Raw genomic sequence first — 13,807 nt, forward strand, 5'->3', positions numbered from 1 at the left:
AAAACAGATCACTTCATTCCCGCTCTTAATCATAAAGTGTTAAAATAATACCAAGAATAGATATGGAGGATTATGATGAAAACAAAACTTGGTTTATTATATGGTGGCAAATCCGCTGAACATCAAGTTTCTCTGCAGACCGCACTTGCAGTTATCCGCGCGGTTGATCATGAAAAATTTGAAGTTCATCCTATTTACATAAATACAGAGGGTCAATGGATCAAAGGGCCGCAGCTTGATGGGCCGGTTGAAAACGTGAAAGCCTTGGAATTTTCCGAAGGCAATCCGATTTCACCATTAGCTTTAGCACCGACTGCTTTCCGATCCGAGGAACAAGAACAAGAACCGCTTAACGTAATATTCCCGCTTCTGCATGGTCCGAATGGTGAAGATGGAACGGTGCAGGGGTTATTAGAGCTGTTAAACCTTCCGTATGTAGGAAACGGGGTTTTGGCTTCAGCAGCCGGTATGGATAAAGTGATGATGAAAAATGTCTTTGCTCAAGCCGGGCTTGCCCAAGTCAACTATGTTGCTTTTATCAAAAGCGCATGGCAGAAGGACAAAAAAGCCGTGTATGCAAAGGTGGAGGAGGCGCTTGGCTTCCCTTGTTTTGTGAAACCGGCCAATCTCGGTTCAAGTGTTGGGATTAGCAAATGTAAAAATCGCGAAGAGCTGGAAACGGCGTTCGCAGAAGCCTTTCAATTTGATCGCAAGGTGATTATTGAAGAGGGGGTTGTGGCGCGGGAAATCGAAGTGGGCGTTCTTGGCAATGATGACCCTGCCTGCTCGGTTGCAGGTGAAATCGTTCCGAAAAAGGATTTTTATGATTATAAAGCAAAATATGAAGACGGTGATACCGCATTGATCATTCCTGCCGATATTACGGAGGAAGAATATCTGCAGATTAAAGAAATGGCCATTCAGGCATTTAAAGCATTGGATTGTTCAGGCCTTGTTCGGGCGGATTTCTTCTTAACAAAGGATGGCAAGGCATTAATCAATGAAGTAAATACCATGCCTGGCTTTACACCGTTTAGTATGTTCCCGCTTCTCTGGAAGCACACCGGAGTGGAATATCCACAATTAATTGAGCGCCTTGTTGATTTAGCTAAAGAAAGACATGCCGAAAAACAACAAATAAAATATACTTTTTAAAATTAACGGTGACACGGCGGATGTGCCGTGTCATTTTTTTAATAGTAAACAAAGTATAAAATTTTGAACTTAGATTACTGTCTAGCTCCAGCGCCCAGCGACTAATGTACTTCGCTAAACGGGGCGCTTGCGCTTTTATAAAAAAGGAGGATCATAATGATTAAAAGGTCGTTATCGCAAATTGCTGAAATGGTTTCAGCAACAAATGACATTGCTCCCTTTGCCGAGACAATTATTGAAGGAGTGGTGATTGATTCTCGAAAGATAGAAGCAGGCAATTTATTTGTCCCTTTTAAAGGAGAGCATGCTGACGGACATAAATATGTGGAAGAATCAATTCGAAAAGGGGCTGCCGCTGCTCTTTGGCAACGTGATGTTCCCAATCCACCTGCCGATTTGCCTATCCTAATCGTTGATGATTGTTTAACTGCATTACAGGAATTGGCAAGAAAGTATCGGGAAGAGCTGGACGTTAAGGTAGTCGGCATCACTGGAAGCAATGGGAAAACCACCACGAAAGATTTGACAGCGGGATTATTATCTACCCAATATAAAATTCAAAAAACAGAAGGAAATTATAATAACCAGATTGGTCTCCCGCTAACGGTATTAGGCTTAGAAGAGGATACGGAGATTGCGGTTTTAGAAATGGGGATGAGCGGCAGAGGGGAAATTGAATTTCTCACCAAGCTGGCCTGCCCTGATGCAGTTGTCATCACGAATATTGGAGAATCACATTTACTTGACCTTGGATCAAGAGAAGGAATCGCCGAAGCGAAAATGGAGATTTTGCAGGGGCTAAAAAACGGCGGCCTTGCCGTATTGAATGGTGATGAGCCTTTATTGATGGAACGGATCCAACAGCATAAAGGAAATATTCAACTTCAAACTTTTGGAAGAAACGATACGAATGATTTATTTCCAACAGAGATTACCCAATTGAAGCAAGGAAACCGTTTTAAGATTAATACTTCAAGCGAAAGTTTTGAGCTCCCGGTTTTGGGAACCCACAATATCTTAAATGCACTTGCTGCAATGTTAATTGCCAAGCATTTTTCGATTCCGTTTGAAAAAATGAATAGCGGTTTTGCGGGTATTAAGCTCACAAATATGCGTATGGAGCTTGTCGAGGGAAGCCGAGGGGAAAAAATTATCAACGATGCTTATAATGCCAGCCCAACCTCGATGATGGCGGCAATCGAATTGGTGTCAAATCTCCAAGGCTATGAACGGAGAATCCTCGTACTTGGCGATATGCTAGAGCTTGGACCGCAGGAGGAACAATATCATTTTCAGATTGGTAAAGGTTTGGACCCTGATAAAATTGATTTATTGTTTACTTATGGTTCATTAGGGGAACATATAGCTGCCGGAGCCCGTCCTGTTTTAGGGGATAAGAACGTGTTGTCTTTTAAAAATAAACAAACATTACTACAAGAATTAATCGAGCATGTTGATGAGAATACACTTGTTCTCGTTAAAGCTTCACGGGGAATGAAGTTAGAGGAAATCGTTACTTCCTTACAAAAGTAGTAGTTAGCAGGTGATAGATATGATTGGCTGCTTATGTATTCATGGTTTTACCGGGGCTCCGTATGAGGTTGAACCACTGGTGGAATATTTGTCGGAACGAACTGACTGGAAATTCAGTGTGCCAACCCTCCCGGGCCATGGTGAGACTCTTTCGTTGCAAGGTATTGGTTACCAGGAATGGATTGATCATGCTGAAGCTGAGTTGCAGAAACTCATGCAGACATGTGATGCGGTTTATGTGATTGGGTTTTCAATGGGAGGGCTGATTGCAAGTTTTCTTGCAGCAAAATATCCTGTGGACAAGCTGGTTTTGCTCAGCGCAGCTGCCTATTACCTTAATCTCCGCCAAATGGCTGCAGAATTAAAGAGTTTCGTGCTGGATTCATTTCGAGGAAACTTAGCTGATAATGAATTATTTCAGCGCTATTTAAGAAAAATAAAAGAAACACCAATTACAGCTACCCTACAATTTCGCCGGCTTGTCTCCTTTATAAAACCATTTCTACCTCAAATAGAAGTGCCCACATTGATTGCACAGGGAGAGTGTGACGGAATTGTTCCCCCAAAAAGTGCTGAATACTTATATCGGACCATTGGTGCAAAACATAAAAAGATCACCTTTATTAAAGATTCAAAACATCATATATGTCACTGTGAGGAAAAAGAGGCCCTATTTTCTCATGTGCTTGATTTTTTAAAGGAGCGGTAATGTTTGCTTGGGAGCTGTTACCAACTGTCCTTTATTGCATTAAACTATTAATAGTGGTAGAATTATCATCAACGTGTCTAAAGAACGATGAAATTAGGGCATACTCCTTTGGAGGAATGTCTTTTTTTTGGTAAAATAAACTTGTTACCTAATTACGGCATTTTGATGCGTATCGGGAGAAAATATTCAGCACATAAAATATTTTCAAATAGATGAAGGAGAATGAAAACATTGACAAAGTTTGAAGAATTAGGTCTGAGTCAGGCCACTTTAAAAGCTGTACTCAAAATGGGTTTTGAGGAAGCAACACCAATCCAGGCAGAGACGATTCCATTGGGTTTGAAAAATATAGATTTGATCGGGCAGGCTCAAACAGGAACAGGGAAAACTGCTGCGTTTGGAATTCCATTGGTTGAAAAAATTGATACGAGTGTAGAGGCAATCCAAGGGATTATTATTGCGCCTACTCGTGAACTGGCGATTCAAGTTTCGGAAGAGCTTTATAAAATTGGATCCGGAAAACGAGTTCGTGTCCTTCCAATTTATGGAGGTCAGGATATCGGCCGCCAAATTCGCTCATTAAAGAAAGCTCCACATATTATTGTTGGTACACCAGGTCGTGTATTAGATCATATTAACAGAAAAACCATGCGGCTTGATACTGTCAATACGGTTATTCTTGATGAAGCAGACGAAATGTTGAACATGGGATTCATTGAAGACATTGAATCGATTCTTGCATCAACACCAGCAGAACGACAAACCTTACTATTCTCAGCAACAATGCCAGCGCCAATTCAAAGAATGGCTGAAAAGTTTATGAAGGACCCACAGATTGTTCGTGTGAAGACAAAGGAAATGACCGTTCCTTCCATTGAACAATATTATTTAGAAGTCCAAGAAAAAAATAAATTTGATGTGTTAACAAGACTTTTGGATATTCAATCACCGGAATTAGCGATTGTTTTTGGTCGTACAAAACGCCGCGTTGATGAATTAGCGGAAGCGTTAAATCTTAGAGGATATACTGCAGAAGGCATTCATGGTGATTTAAGCCAGGCAAAGCGTCTTTCTGTTCTTCGTAAGTTTAAAGAAGGTACTATCGATGTTCTTGTTGCAACAGATGTAGCAGCAAGAGGATTGGATATTTCAGGCGTAACACATGTCTATAACTTTGATATTCCGCAGGATCCAGAAAGCTATGTTCACCGGATCGGCCGTACTGGTCGTGCAGGGAAAACAGGTGTGGCGATGACATTCATTACCCCAAGGGAAAAATCTTACTTGTTTGTTGTAGAAAAAACAACGAAGCGTAAGATGGAAAGAATGAAAGCACCGACACTTGATGAAGCGTTGGAAGGCCAACAACGTGCTGTTGTCGATAAGATTGCCCAAACCATTGAATCAAATAATCTTCATTACTACAAAGCAGCAGCAGACGAATTGCTTGAAGCAAACGATGCGACAACAGTTGTTGCAGCCGTATTAAAAATGCTGACAAAAGAACCTGATACAACACCAGTTAAGCTTACTGAAGAGTCCCCTCTTCCGCAAAAGCGGGACAGAAAACCGGCCGATCGCGACCGCAGAAGAAGAGACGATTCTAGGTCTTACAACTCTGACCGAAGCCGAAAAAAGGCACCGCTAAAGCCTAGAAATGGTGAGAAAAGAACCGGTGGCAAAGCAAAGCCTAGAAGCTATAATCATTAATAAAAAAGCATAGACGCGAGTCTATGCTTTTTCTAATGCCTTCGAAAAAATGGAATAGCACCAAGGAGAAATCCTCCGAGTAAACCAATTAGGTGGGCTGAAATATTTATATTTTCCTGTAAGAATGTCATAATCAAACTGACAGCACAAAGGGTAATGATAATCTGTGAATTTTGTCGGGACAGCCAATTCTTTTGGAATTTTATGATTGCAAGATAAAAGCCGAAAAGCCCAAAGATGGCACCGCTTGAACCAACATGGGTATAGGAAAGCGGTTCAATGGCTAACGTGCCAAGATTTGAAATTAAACCTGACAATAAATAAATCAATAAAAATTTTCCGCTGCCAACCATGCTTTCAAGTGCCGGTCCCAAGAGCATTAGTGAAATGCTATTAAAAAACATATGAGAAAAACCGCTATGCATGAACATTGGGGTAATTAACCGCCAAATCTCCCCTTGGGAAATATATAAATTTACTCCTGAAAAGGTTTCAAAAAACCAGAAGTTTGGAAAAATCGGCAGGGAAGTTACAAGAAATAAAGTTATATGAATGGCAATAATAATAGAAACAATCGGATACATACGGAGAAAGTGACGAAAACTTTCGGTTCTAGTAAACATGAAAAGCCCCCAGAGAGTTCAAATTCGAATTTGTACACTCTATGCAATTAGTAAACTAATTAGAAGGGAACTAAACGCATGATAAAAGGAATTGGGATTGACATTATAGAATTATCGCGGGTACAGGATTTATTTAACAGGCAAATGAAGCTGATCGATCGAATTTTAACATCTGAGGAAAAGCAAACATTTGAGGTGCTTTCAAGAAAAAGGCAGGTGGAATTTTTAGCGGGCAGGTTTGCAGCGAAAGAGGCATTTTCAAAGGCATATGGCACCGGAATTGGGAAGGAGCTTTCGTTTTTAGATATTGAAATCAATACGGATGATTTAGGAAAGCCGTATATTGCGAAACCGGAGGTATTTGCTCATTTGTCCATCTCCCACAGCCGCGATTATGCCGTTGCCCAAGTTATTATCGAGGACAGATAAATTCAGAAATTAATACAGCCTGGCTCACCTCTTAGCATATTCCAAAAGGTTGTCTCATATATTCATAGTGAATTAGGAGAGACAAGGTCAGCTATGAGCATTTTGGGAAACAAATTTGCTTGTTTACTTCAGTGTCGAACAAGAAGTTTGTAGATCATCTCCCTGCCTTTCTCTTCTTATAATCATAAAGAAATGAGACAAGAAGGGGTTGAATGAATGAAGAAAAAGTTATGGCTGATCATTTCGGGGCTTATGGTCATTTTTTTACTGGCTGCCTGTGGTTCTAAGTCACAAGAGGATGTTGTGAAAGCATTAAATAATAAGCTTGGCGATCTAAAGGGCTACAAAGTTAATGCCAAAATGACGTTAAAAATGGGGACAGATTCCCAGGTTTATAACGTGGAAATTTGGCATAAAGACCCAACGTTCTACCGGGTTAATTTAAAGAATACTGAAAGAGATCAAAGTCAGATGATTTTACGGAATAATGAAGGGGTATTTGTTCTTACTCCGGCATTAAATAAGAGCTTTAAATTCCAAAGTGATTGGCCGAAAAATAGCAGTCAGGCCTATTTATATGAATCATTGATTCAAGATATCATTTCGGATAAAAATGCAAAATTCTCGACCACAAAGGATTATTATGTATTCGAAACGAAAACACGCTATCAAAATAACAGCATGCTACCATACCAAGAAATCAAGCTCAACAAAAGTGACCTTTCACCAGCGGTTGTTAAGGTGATGGACCCGGATCGCAATGCACTTGTCACTGTTGAGTTTGACAAGGTTAAATTTAATGCCAGCTTTAACAAGGATGACTTCGATATGCAGAAGAATATGACACGTGCCCAGGTCGGTCTTCCTGCAATGGCGAAGCCTGCTGACGATTCCTTTACAGTTAAATACCCGACAGCTCAGATTCCAGGTACAAAGCTCATTAAGGAAGATGACGTAGGAATTGAAGATGGAAAACGTGTTGTTCTAACCTATGATGGGAAAAAGTCTTACACCCTTGTCGAAGAAAAAGTATCGGTTAAAGAAGCATTAGCCACTCCAACCTATGTGGATGGAGACTTGGTGGATTTGGGAGTAACCATTGGCGCCGTTACAGACCACTCGATTACCTGGTCTGAGGGCGGGGTTGATTACATGATTGCTTCGAAAAACCTAACCAAAAATCAACTGGTAGAAGTGGCACAATCGGTCCAAGGTGATTCTGTTAAGTAAATAATTTTTTAGAGGCTGTCCTAGGGATAGCCTCTTTTCCGTTAACAAACTCAAATAAAGAAGTTCCTTTCTGTTTATGTTAAAATAATATAAATATAAAATCATTAGGAAGTGTAAAAATGGAAGAGAAGGGCTTTTACAGAGATACATGGGCTGAAATAAACCTGGATCATATTTCAGAAAATATCCTCTCCTTTAAAAAGATATTACCGAAACAAGTCGATATTATTGCTGTCGTAAAAGCCAATGCATATGGACACGGTGATGTACAAATTGCAAGATCGGCATTAGAGGCAGGCGCCTCTTATTTGGCAGTTGCCTTCATGGATGAGGCGATTGCCTTACGAGAAAAAGGAATTAAAGCCCCTATCCTTGTGTTGGGCGCTTCCCGGCCGGGAGATGTTCAAGTAGCCTCCAGATATGAAATTACCTTGACGGTCTTTCAAAAGGAATGGCTCTACGAAGCGAAAGCAATCTTAGAAAAGAATGAAAAGCTTACCGTTCATCTGAAACTCGATACCGGTATGGGGAGAATTGGCATTCGCAATAAGGAAGACTTAGCGGAAATGGAAGCCTTAATTGGCGGGGATGAGCGATTTGTTCTTGAAGGGATTTATACTCATTTTGCAACTGCAGATGAATTGGAGCAAAAATATTTTCAAAGTCAATTAGTAAAATTTCAAGAAATGATCAGCATCCTAAAAACACGTCCAAGATACATTCACTGCAGCAATAGTGCGGCTGCCTTACGCTTCCCGGGCGCCTATTATAATGCAGTAAGGATCGGTATTGCCATGTACGGCCTGACCCCCTCCCTTGAAATGGAACAGGAGCTGCCGTTTGCTTTACACGAAGCTTTTTCATTGCGCACAAGGCTTGTCCATGTAAAACAGCTTCAAAAAGGCGATAAAGTCAGCTATGGCGCGACGTATGAAGCGAGTGGCGACGAATGGATCGGGACCATTCCGATTGGCTATGCTGATGGCTGGATCCGCAAGCTTTCGGGGCAGGAGGTACTTGTGGGAGGCGAGCGTGCACCTATTGTCGGAAGAGTATGTATGGATCAATGTATGATCAAGCTTCCCTGCGCTCTGCCAATCGGAACCATTGTTACTTTGATTGGTCAGCAGGATGGGCAGACAATATCCATCAATGAAATAGCCGGAAAGCTCGAGACGATCAATTATGAAATTCCATGCCTTATTGCCTCACGTGTTCCCCGGCTCTATCAAAAAGAAGGAAAAATAGTGGACATAAAAAACCCCCTTCTTTAAAGAAAGCTGTGTTAGCGATCGCACGGATCGGAAATCAACAACTAAGTTAAAAGAGCCTAAAAAAAGGTGAATGAAGAAAGAAATTCAAACATATTTTTGATATTGCGGATGTTTGTGCATAAAACCATTCATTCTTGGCTTATAATACAGTAGTATTATAATTAGTCTATGCATTTGAATGGATTAGTGTTATTATTAAATATGGTACAGATAAAAAATGGTGTGTAGTGATGGTGGAGGTGTATGTTTGTGTCTGAATCCGGCGCAACTACGGAAATCTTAGTGAAATTACCGCAACATCTTTTAACCGAGTTAGATGGTTTTGTGAAGCAAGAAAATGTTAATCGTAGCGAATTTATTTATCAAGCTACAAAGATGTATTTACGCGAACGAAAAAAGAGACAAATTCGCGAAGCCATGAGACGTGGGTACATGGAAATGGCGATGATTAATTTAAAGATTGCATCAGAAGCATTCCAAGCAGAATATGAGGCAGAACACACTGTAGAACGTCTTGTTAGCGGAGGATAATCCTTTGATTGTCAAGCGTGGTGACGTATATTTCGCGGACCTATCCCCAGTTGTTGGTTCTGAACAAGGCGGCGTCCGTCCTGTACTTGTCATCCAAAACGACATCGGGAATCGGTTTAGTCCCACAGTTATTGTTGCAGCGATTACAGCTCAAATTCAAAAAGCGAAGCTTCCTACTCATGTAGAAATTGATGCGAAGCGCTACGGTTTTGAACGAGACTCGGTCATTCTGTTAGAACAGATTCGTACAATTGATAAGCAGCGGTTAACCGATAAAATTACCCATCTCGATGACGAAATGATGGAAAAAGTGGATGAAGCCTTGCAAGTTAGCTTAGGTCTCATCGAATTTTAGCACCAGAGTACGCTCTTTTTATAGAGCGTTTTTTCATACATACACACTGTTCTCATATATTTATTTCTGCTCCTTTAGCAAGCTGCCCAGCTTGCTATTTTTTTGTTAAAATTTAAGTCATGCTATCTTTTTTGTTACAATAAAAAGAAATGAATTGGAGGATGATGGAGTGGTTGAAACAATTGTGAAAGACGAACAAGTATTCAGTAAAATTGCCGCTGAGCAAGCAATTTCCCAAAAACAAGTAAAAAGCGTTATTAATTTAATGAATGAAGGCAATACGGTTCCCTTTATTGCCCGTTACCGGAAGGAAATGACCGGTGCTTTGGATGAAGTTCAAATTCGGAACGTCTTAGAGCGCTGGCAATATATTCAGAACCTTGAACAACGAAAAGAAGAAGTTCTCCGGATCATAGCCGAGCAAGGGAAATTAACAGATGAATTGAATGGAAGTATTTCGAAAGCGGAAAAGCTTCAAGAGGTGGAAGATTTATATAGACCTTATAAGCAGAAACGACGGACAAAAGCGACTGTTGCAAAGGAAAAAGGGCTTGAACCATTGGCAGAATGGCTCATGACTTTCTCAAATGAAAGCATCTCAGAAAAGGCAAAAGAATTTTTATCTGAAGAAAAAGAAGTTCTGACCATTGAGGATGCCCTTTCAGGGGCCAAGGATATTATTGCGGAATGGGTTTCAGATGATGCAGAAGGCCGCAAATGGATTCGAAAAGAAACCTTTAAATCCGGAATGATTGGTTCTTCCGTGAAGGAAGAAGATAAAGACGAAAAAAAGGTCTATGAAATGTATTATGAATATGAAGAACCGGCCAACAAAATAGTGCCGCACCGAATTCTAGCCTTAAATCGCGGCGAAAAGGAAGAAATTCTAAGGGTAGCGATTAAAATGAATGTTGATTTAATTCTGTCCTACCTTTCGAAAAAGTGGATTCGAAATCAGCATTCACAGGCAGCTCCTGTCGTCTTGGAAGCAATAGAAGATAGCTACAAACGCCTAATTCAGCCATCGATTGAACGAGAAATACGCAGTGAACTGACAGAGAAGGCAGAAGAACAAGCCATACATATATTTTCAGAGAATCTCCGGAATTTACTCTTGCAGCCGCCACTAAAAGGAAAGGTGGTCATCGGTGTCGATCCTGCCTACCGGACCGGCTGTAAATTAGCGGTAGTCGATGAAACAGGTAAGGTGTTAAAAATTGATGTCATCTATCCGCACCCGCCAGTAAATAAAACAAAGGAAGCACGGGAGAAATTTATTAAAATCCTGCGTGAATATAAGGTGGAGATGGCGGCAATCGGAAATGGAACTGCCTCAAGGGAAACGGAGCAATTTGTCGCCGATATTCTGAAAGAAATGGATGAAGAAATTTTTTACTTAATCGTCAATGAAGCAGGAGCAAGTGTTTATTCTGCCTCTGACCTTGCGAGAGAAGAGTTTCCGAATTTTCAAGTGGAAGAAAGAAGTGCGGTATCTATTGCTCGCCGCCTTCAAGACCCGCTCGCAGAATTGGTGAAAATTGATCCGAAATCAGTTGGAGTTGGTCAATATCAGCACGATGTATCACAAAAGAGGCTTTCTGAATCCTTGCACTTTGTGGTAGAAACGGCTGTTAACCGAGTGGGTGTAAATGTCAATACAGCCTCTTCCTCGCTGCTTCAATATGTAGCGGGCCTTACAAAAACAGCAGCGAATAATATTGTGAAGAAACGAGAAGAGGAAGGGAAGTTTACAAGCAGGGTTCAACTTAAGAAAGTCCCAAGGCTTGGTGCAAAAACCTATGAACAAGCGATTGGTTTCTTAAGAGTCTTAGATGGAAAACAACCGCTGGACCGGACAGGAATTCATCCGGAAAATTATGATGAAGTGAAAAAATTATTGGTGAAGCTTGGATTTGGAACGGAAGATTTAGGGTCAGATCAGTTGAGAGAGGCGCTGAATGGTCTTAACCTAAAGGCTGTTTCTGAAGAACTGACCATTGGTGAATTAACCTTAAAGGATATTATTGATGCCCTTGTGCGTCCTGAAAGAGACCCGCGCGATGATCTGCCGCGTCCGCTTTTGAAAAAAGATGTTTTAAAGCTTGAAGACTTAAAAGCAGGAATGGAGCTTCAAGGTACTGTCAGAAACGTGGTAGACTTTGGTGCCTTTGTTGATATCGGTGTCAAACAAGATGGGCTTGTGCATATATCAAAACTAAGCAATCGCTTCGTCAAACACCCATTAAACATCGTCTCAGTCGGTGATGTCGTTACCGTGTGGGTGGATTCAGTTGATATGAACAAAGGACGTGTCGCACTGACGATGCTTGCGCCAGGTGAATAAAGTAAAGCGAAAACACTGCTTTTAGGAGCAGTGTTTTTTTCTGTAAAAAAACCAGCATTGGTTTAAAAGTTTGATTTGGTAGCGATCTTTCTCATAAAAGGCTCTTTTCATTTGGTTTTGAAACCAAGTCGGCATAGTCAAACCTCCCGAAAAGTACATCATTAATGGTATCTACAATATATGCTATAATAGGTTGTCATGTTCGTATGGAAAGGAGTGGAGAAAAAAATGGAGGAGTTTGAGTTGCAAAAATTAGTTGAAACCGTTTCATTGGAATCATTTAATAAACCCTTTAAACACAAGGCTTCTTTTAATTCCAAACTCCGTTCGACAGGAGGAAGATATCTTTTAGCTACCCATAATATTGAAATTAATAAAAAGTATCTGGACCAATTTGGGATGAATGAATTAATCGGTATCATTAAGCATGAGCTTTGCCATTATCATCTCCATCTCGAAGGAAGAGGCTACCAGCATCGCGACCTAGAGTTTAAAGCGCTATTAAAAAGGACGGGGGCACCAAGATATTGTAGTCGTCTGCCGGAGTCAAACCATAAACGTTTTTCTAGAAAAATTATTTTGTTTGAGTGTTCAAAATGCCATCTTCAATACAAAAGGAAAAGAAATATTGATACAAGCAGGTATGTCTGCGGGAAATGCAGAGGGAAATTGAAGAAAATTAAAGAATTAATCATTGAGTAAACTCAAATTTTGGAAGATAATTTTATGAAAAAATAATATTGACTTTATATTATATCGTCATTATAATGTAAAGAGTCAGCAAGGCAAAAGCCTTGTTATATTAAAATTTTTTTATTATTCCGCAGTAGCTCAGTGGTAGAGCTATCGGCTGTTAACCGATCGGTCGTAGGTTCGAGTCCTACCTGCGGAGCCATATAGAGAAGTACCCAAGTGGCTCAAGGGGCGCCCCTGCTAAGGGTGTAGGTCGCGTAAGCGGCGCGAGGGTTCGAATCCCTTCTTCTCTGTTTTGTTTTTTTGGCCCCTTGGTCAAGCGGTTAAGACACCGCCCTTTCACGGCGGTAACACGGGTTCGAATCCCGTAGGGGTCATCAGGAATGGGGGATAGACAAAAAGTCATTTCCCGTTTCTTAATTAATTTTTTCGGTCTGGTAGTTCAGTTGGTTAGAATGCCTGCCTGTCACGCAGGAGGTCGCGGGTTCGAGTCCCGTCCAGACCGCCATTTTCATAATAATATTGGGCTATAGCCAAGCGGTAAGGCATCGCACTTTGACTGCGACATGCGTTGGTTCAAATCCAGCTAGCCCAGCCATTTAATTTAATATGCGGGTGTGGCGGAATTGGCAGACGCACCAGACTTAGGATCTGGCGCCGCAAGGCGTGGGGGTTCGACTCCCTTCACCCGCATCACAAATTCCTCTTGATTCAGAGTTGAATGTGTGTTATGATAATTTTTGTCGCTAATTTAAATGCGGTCGTGGCGGAATGGCAGACGCGCTAGGTTGAGGGCCTAGTGGGGGCAACCCCGTGGAGGTTCAAGTCCTCTCGGCCGCACCAAAAAATATGTTGACAAACTTTAGAGGTTTTGATAAGATATAAAAGTTGATTTTAAAATAATGCGCCCGTAGCTCAATTGGATAGAGCGTCTGACTACGGATCAGAAGGTTATGGGTTCGACTCCTTTCGGGCGCGCCATTATATTAACGGGAAGTAGCTCAGCTTGGTAGAGCACTTGGTTTGGGACCAAGGGGTCGCAGGTTCGAATCCTGTCTTCCCGACCATTTGAATTTTTTATATGCGGGTGTAGTTTACTGGTAAAACCTCAGCCTTCCAAGCTGATGTAGTGGGTTCGATTCCCATCACCCGCTCCAATTTGTTCTTTGAAAACTAAACAAACAAGACGTGTAAACAAACAATAACATTCGTTTCTTAATC

Annotated in this window: 13 protein-coding genes and 10 tRNA genes; 21 read left to right on the plus strand and 2 right to left on the minus strand. The window is 41.1% G+C overall.

The window, feature by feature from the left end:
* Positions 1-75: 75 nt before the first annotated feature.
* The 4 genes from ACZ5XR_RS28220 (at position 76) to ACZ5XR_RS28235 (ending at position 5,107) form a co-directional block, all read left to right on the plus strand.
* Complete coding sequence (locus ACZ5XR_RS28220; protein WP_464502460.1) at positions 76-1,155, plus strand: D-alanine--D-alanine ligase; 1,080 nt, start codon at positions 76-78, stop codon at positions 1,153-1,155.
* Between the two features lie 156 nt (positions 1,156-1,311).
* Complete coding sequence (locus ACZ5XR_RS28225; RefSeq protein WP_464499695.1) at positions 1,312-2,688, plus strand: UDP-N-acetylmuramoyl-tripeptide--D-alanyl-D-alanine ligase; 1,377 nt, start codon at positions 1,312-1,314, stop codon at positions 2,686-2,688.
* A 19-nt stretch (positions 2,689-2,707) separates the two neighbouring features.
* Positions 2,708-3,397 (plus strand): alpha/beta hydrolase, encoded by a 690-nt coding sequence (locus ACZ5XR_RS28230; protein WP_464499696.1) that lies wholly within the window; start codon positions 2,708-2,710, stop codon positions 3,395-3,397.
* Positions 3,398-3,619: 222 nt separating this feature from the next.
* Positions 3,620-5,107: a DEAD/DEAH box helicase gene (locus ACZ5XR_RS28235; protein ID WP_464499697.1), complete on the plus strand. Its 1,488-nt coding sequence runs from the start codon at positions 3,620-3,622 to the stop codon at positions 5,105-5,107.
* A gap of 32 nt (positions 5,108-5,139) precedes the next feature.
* Here the strand turns inward: ACZ5XR_RS28235 and ACZ5XR_RS28240 are convergent, their stop codons facing one another.
* The gene (locus ACZ5XR_RS28240) at positions 5,140-5,730 is read right to left on the minus strand and encodes a rhomboid family intramembrane serine protease (RefSeq protein ID WP_464499698.1); all 591 of its coding nucleotides are present in this window, start codon (positions 5,728-5,730) and stop codon (positions 5,140-5,142) included.
* 78 nt (positions 5,731-5,808) lie between these two features.
* Here ACZ5XR_RS28240 and acpS point away from each other — a divergent pair, with 78 nt between their 5' ends.
* The 6 genes from acpS to ACZ5XR_RS28270 all read left to right on the plus strand — a co-directional run bounded on the left by acpS (position 5,809) and on the right by ACZ5XR_RS28270 (position 11,893).
* Entirely contained in the window at positions 5,809-6,159 is a 351-nt protein-coding gene (gene acpS, locus ACZ5XR_RS28245) for a holo-ACP synthase (RefSeq protein WP_464499699.1), read from the plus strand.
* A gap of 216 nt (positions 6,160-6,375) precedes the next feature.
* Positions 6,376-7,389: a LolA family protein gene (locus ACZ5XR_RS28250; protein WP_464499700.1), complete on the plus strand. Its 1,014-nt coding sequence runs from the start codon at positions 6,376-6,378 to the stop codon at positions 7,387-7,389.
* Between the two features lie 119 nt (positions 7,390-7,508).
* Positions 7,509-8,663, plus strand: coding sequence for an alanine racemase (gene alr, locus ACZ5XR_RS28255; protein ID WP_464499701.1), 1,155 nt, complete (start codon positions 7,509-7,511; stop codon positions 8,661-8,663).
* Positions 8,664-8,912: 249 nt separating this feature from the next.
* Entirely contained in the window at positions 8,913-9,194 is a 282-nt protein-coding gene (locus tag ACZ5XR_RS28260; protein ID WP_464499702.1) for a CopG family ribbon-helix-helix protein, read from the plus strand.
* A gap of 4 nt (positions 9,195-9,198) precedes the next feature.
* A complete protein-coding gene (gene ndoA / locus ACZ5XR_RS28265; RefSeq protein WP_007083556.1) occupies positions 9,199-9,549 on the plus strand; it encodes a type II toxin-antitoxin system endoribonuclease NdoA in 351 nt (116 codons plus the stop codon).
* 169 nt (positions 9,550-9,718) lie between these two features.
* Positions 9,719-11,893 carry a Tex family protein gene (locus ACZ5XR_RS28270; RefSeq protein WP_464499703.1) on the plus strand — a complete coding sequence of 725 codons (2,175 nt, stop codon included), beginning with the start codon at positions 9,719-9,721 and terminating at the stop codon, positions 11,891-11,893.
* Between the two features lie 21 nt (positions 11,894-11,914).
* On the opposite strand, the gene cmpA is transcribed toward ACZ5XR_RS28270, so the two are convergent.
* Entirely contained in the window at positions 11,915-12,028 is a 114-nt protein-coding gene (cmpA, locus tag ACZ5XR_RS28275; RefSeq protein ID WP_139311313.1) for a cortex morphogenetic protein CmpA, read from the minus strand.
* 93 nt (positions 12,029-12,121) lie between these two features.
* Between cmpA and ACZ5XR_RS28280 the strand changes: the two genes are divergently transcribed.
* From ACZ5XR_RS28280 to ACZ5XR_RS28330, 11 genes are all read left to right on the plus strand, one after another.
* Positions 12,122-12,595 carry a SprT family protein gene (locus tag ACZ5XR_RS28280; RefSeq protein WP_464499704.1) on the plus strand — a complete coding sequence of 158 codons (474 nt, stop codon included), beginning with the start codon at positions 12,122-12,124 and terminating at the stop codon, positions 12,593-12,595.
* A 118-nt stretch (positions 12,596-12,713) separates the two neighbouring features.
* A tRNA-Asn gene (locus ACZ5XR_RS28285) sits at positions 12,714-12,788 on the plus strand.
* Between the two features lie 3 nt (positions 12,789-12,791).
* Positions 12,792-12,879 (plus strand) — tRNA-Ser (locus tag ACZ5XR_RS28290).
* 12 nt (positions 12,880-12,891) lie between these two features.
* A tRNA-Glu gene (locus ACZ5XR_RS28295) sits at positions 12,892-12,963 on the plus strand.
* 54 nt (positions 12,964-13,017) lie between these two features.
* Positions 13,018-13,094 (plus strand) — tRNA-Asp (locus ACZ5XR_RS28300).
* A gap of 15 nt (positions 13,095-13,109) precedes the next feature.
* Positions 13,110-13,184: transfer RNA gene (locus ACZ5XR_RS28305), tRNA-Gln, on the plus strand.
* Between the two features lie 13 nt (positions 13,185-13,197).
* Positions 13,198-13,279: transfer RNA gene (locus ACZ5XR_RS28310), tRNA-Leu, on the plus strand.
* Between the two features lie 64 nt (positions 13,280-13,343).
* Positions 13,344-13,429, plus strand: a tRNA-Leu gene (locus ACZ5XR_RS28315).
* 61 nt (positions 13,430-13,490) lie between these two features.
* A tRNA-Arg gene (locus tag ACZ5XR_RS28320) sits at positions 13,491-13,567 on the plus strand.
* A gap of 9 nt (positions 13,568-13,576) precedes the next feature.
* A tRNA-Pro gene (locus tag ACZ5XR_RS28325) sits at positions 13,577-13,653 on the plus strand.
* A 16-nt stretch (positions 13,654-13,669) separates the two neighbouring features.
* Positions 13,670-13,743 (plus strand) — tRNA-Gly (locus ACZ5XR_RS28330).
* Positions 13,744-13,807: the final 64 nt, after the last annotated feature.

The organism is Neobacillus sp. Fa239, assembly GCF_055395235.1.

Coding starts and splice junctions, on each gene's coding strand:
- ACZ5XR_RS28235 (WP_464499697.1), top strand. CDS start 3,620: ATGAAAACATTGACAAAGTTTGAAGAATTAGGTCTGAGTCAGGCCACT.
- acpS (WP_464499699.1), top strand. CDS start 5,809: ATGATAAAAGGAATTGGGATTGACATTATAGAATTATCGCGGGTACAG.
- ACZ5XR_RS28225 (WP_464499695.1), top strand. CDS start 1,312: ATGATTAAAAGGTCGTTATCGCAAATTGCTGAAATGGTTTCAGCAACA.
- ACZ5XR_RS28220 (WP_464502460.1), top strand. CDS start 76: ATGAAAACAAAACTTGGTTTATTATATGGTGGCAAATCCGCTGAACAT.
- ACZ5XR_RS28250 (WP_464499700.1), top strand. CDS start 6,376: ATGAAGAAAAAGTTATGGCTGATCATTTCGGGGCTTATGGTCATTTTT.
- ACZ5XR_RS28280 (WP_464499704.1), top strand. CDS start 12,122: ATGGAGGAGTTTGAGTTGCAAAAATTAGTTGAAACCGTTTCATTGGAA.
- alr (WP_464499701.1), top strand. CDS start 7,509: ATGGAAGAGAAGGGCTTTTACAGAGATACATGGGCTGAAATAAACCTG.
- ACZ5XR_RS28230 (WP_464499696.1), top strand. CDS start 2,708: ATGATTGGCTGCTTATGTATTCATGGTTTTACCGGGGCTCCGTATGAG.
- ACZ5XR_RS28240 (WP_464499698.1), bottom strand. CDS start 5,730: ATGTTTACTAGAACCGAAAGTTTTCGTCACTTTCTCCGTATGTATCCG.
- cmpA (WP_139311313.1), bottom strand. CDS start 12,028: ATGCCGACTTGGTTTCAAAACCAAATGAAAAGAGCCTTTTATGAGAAA.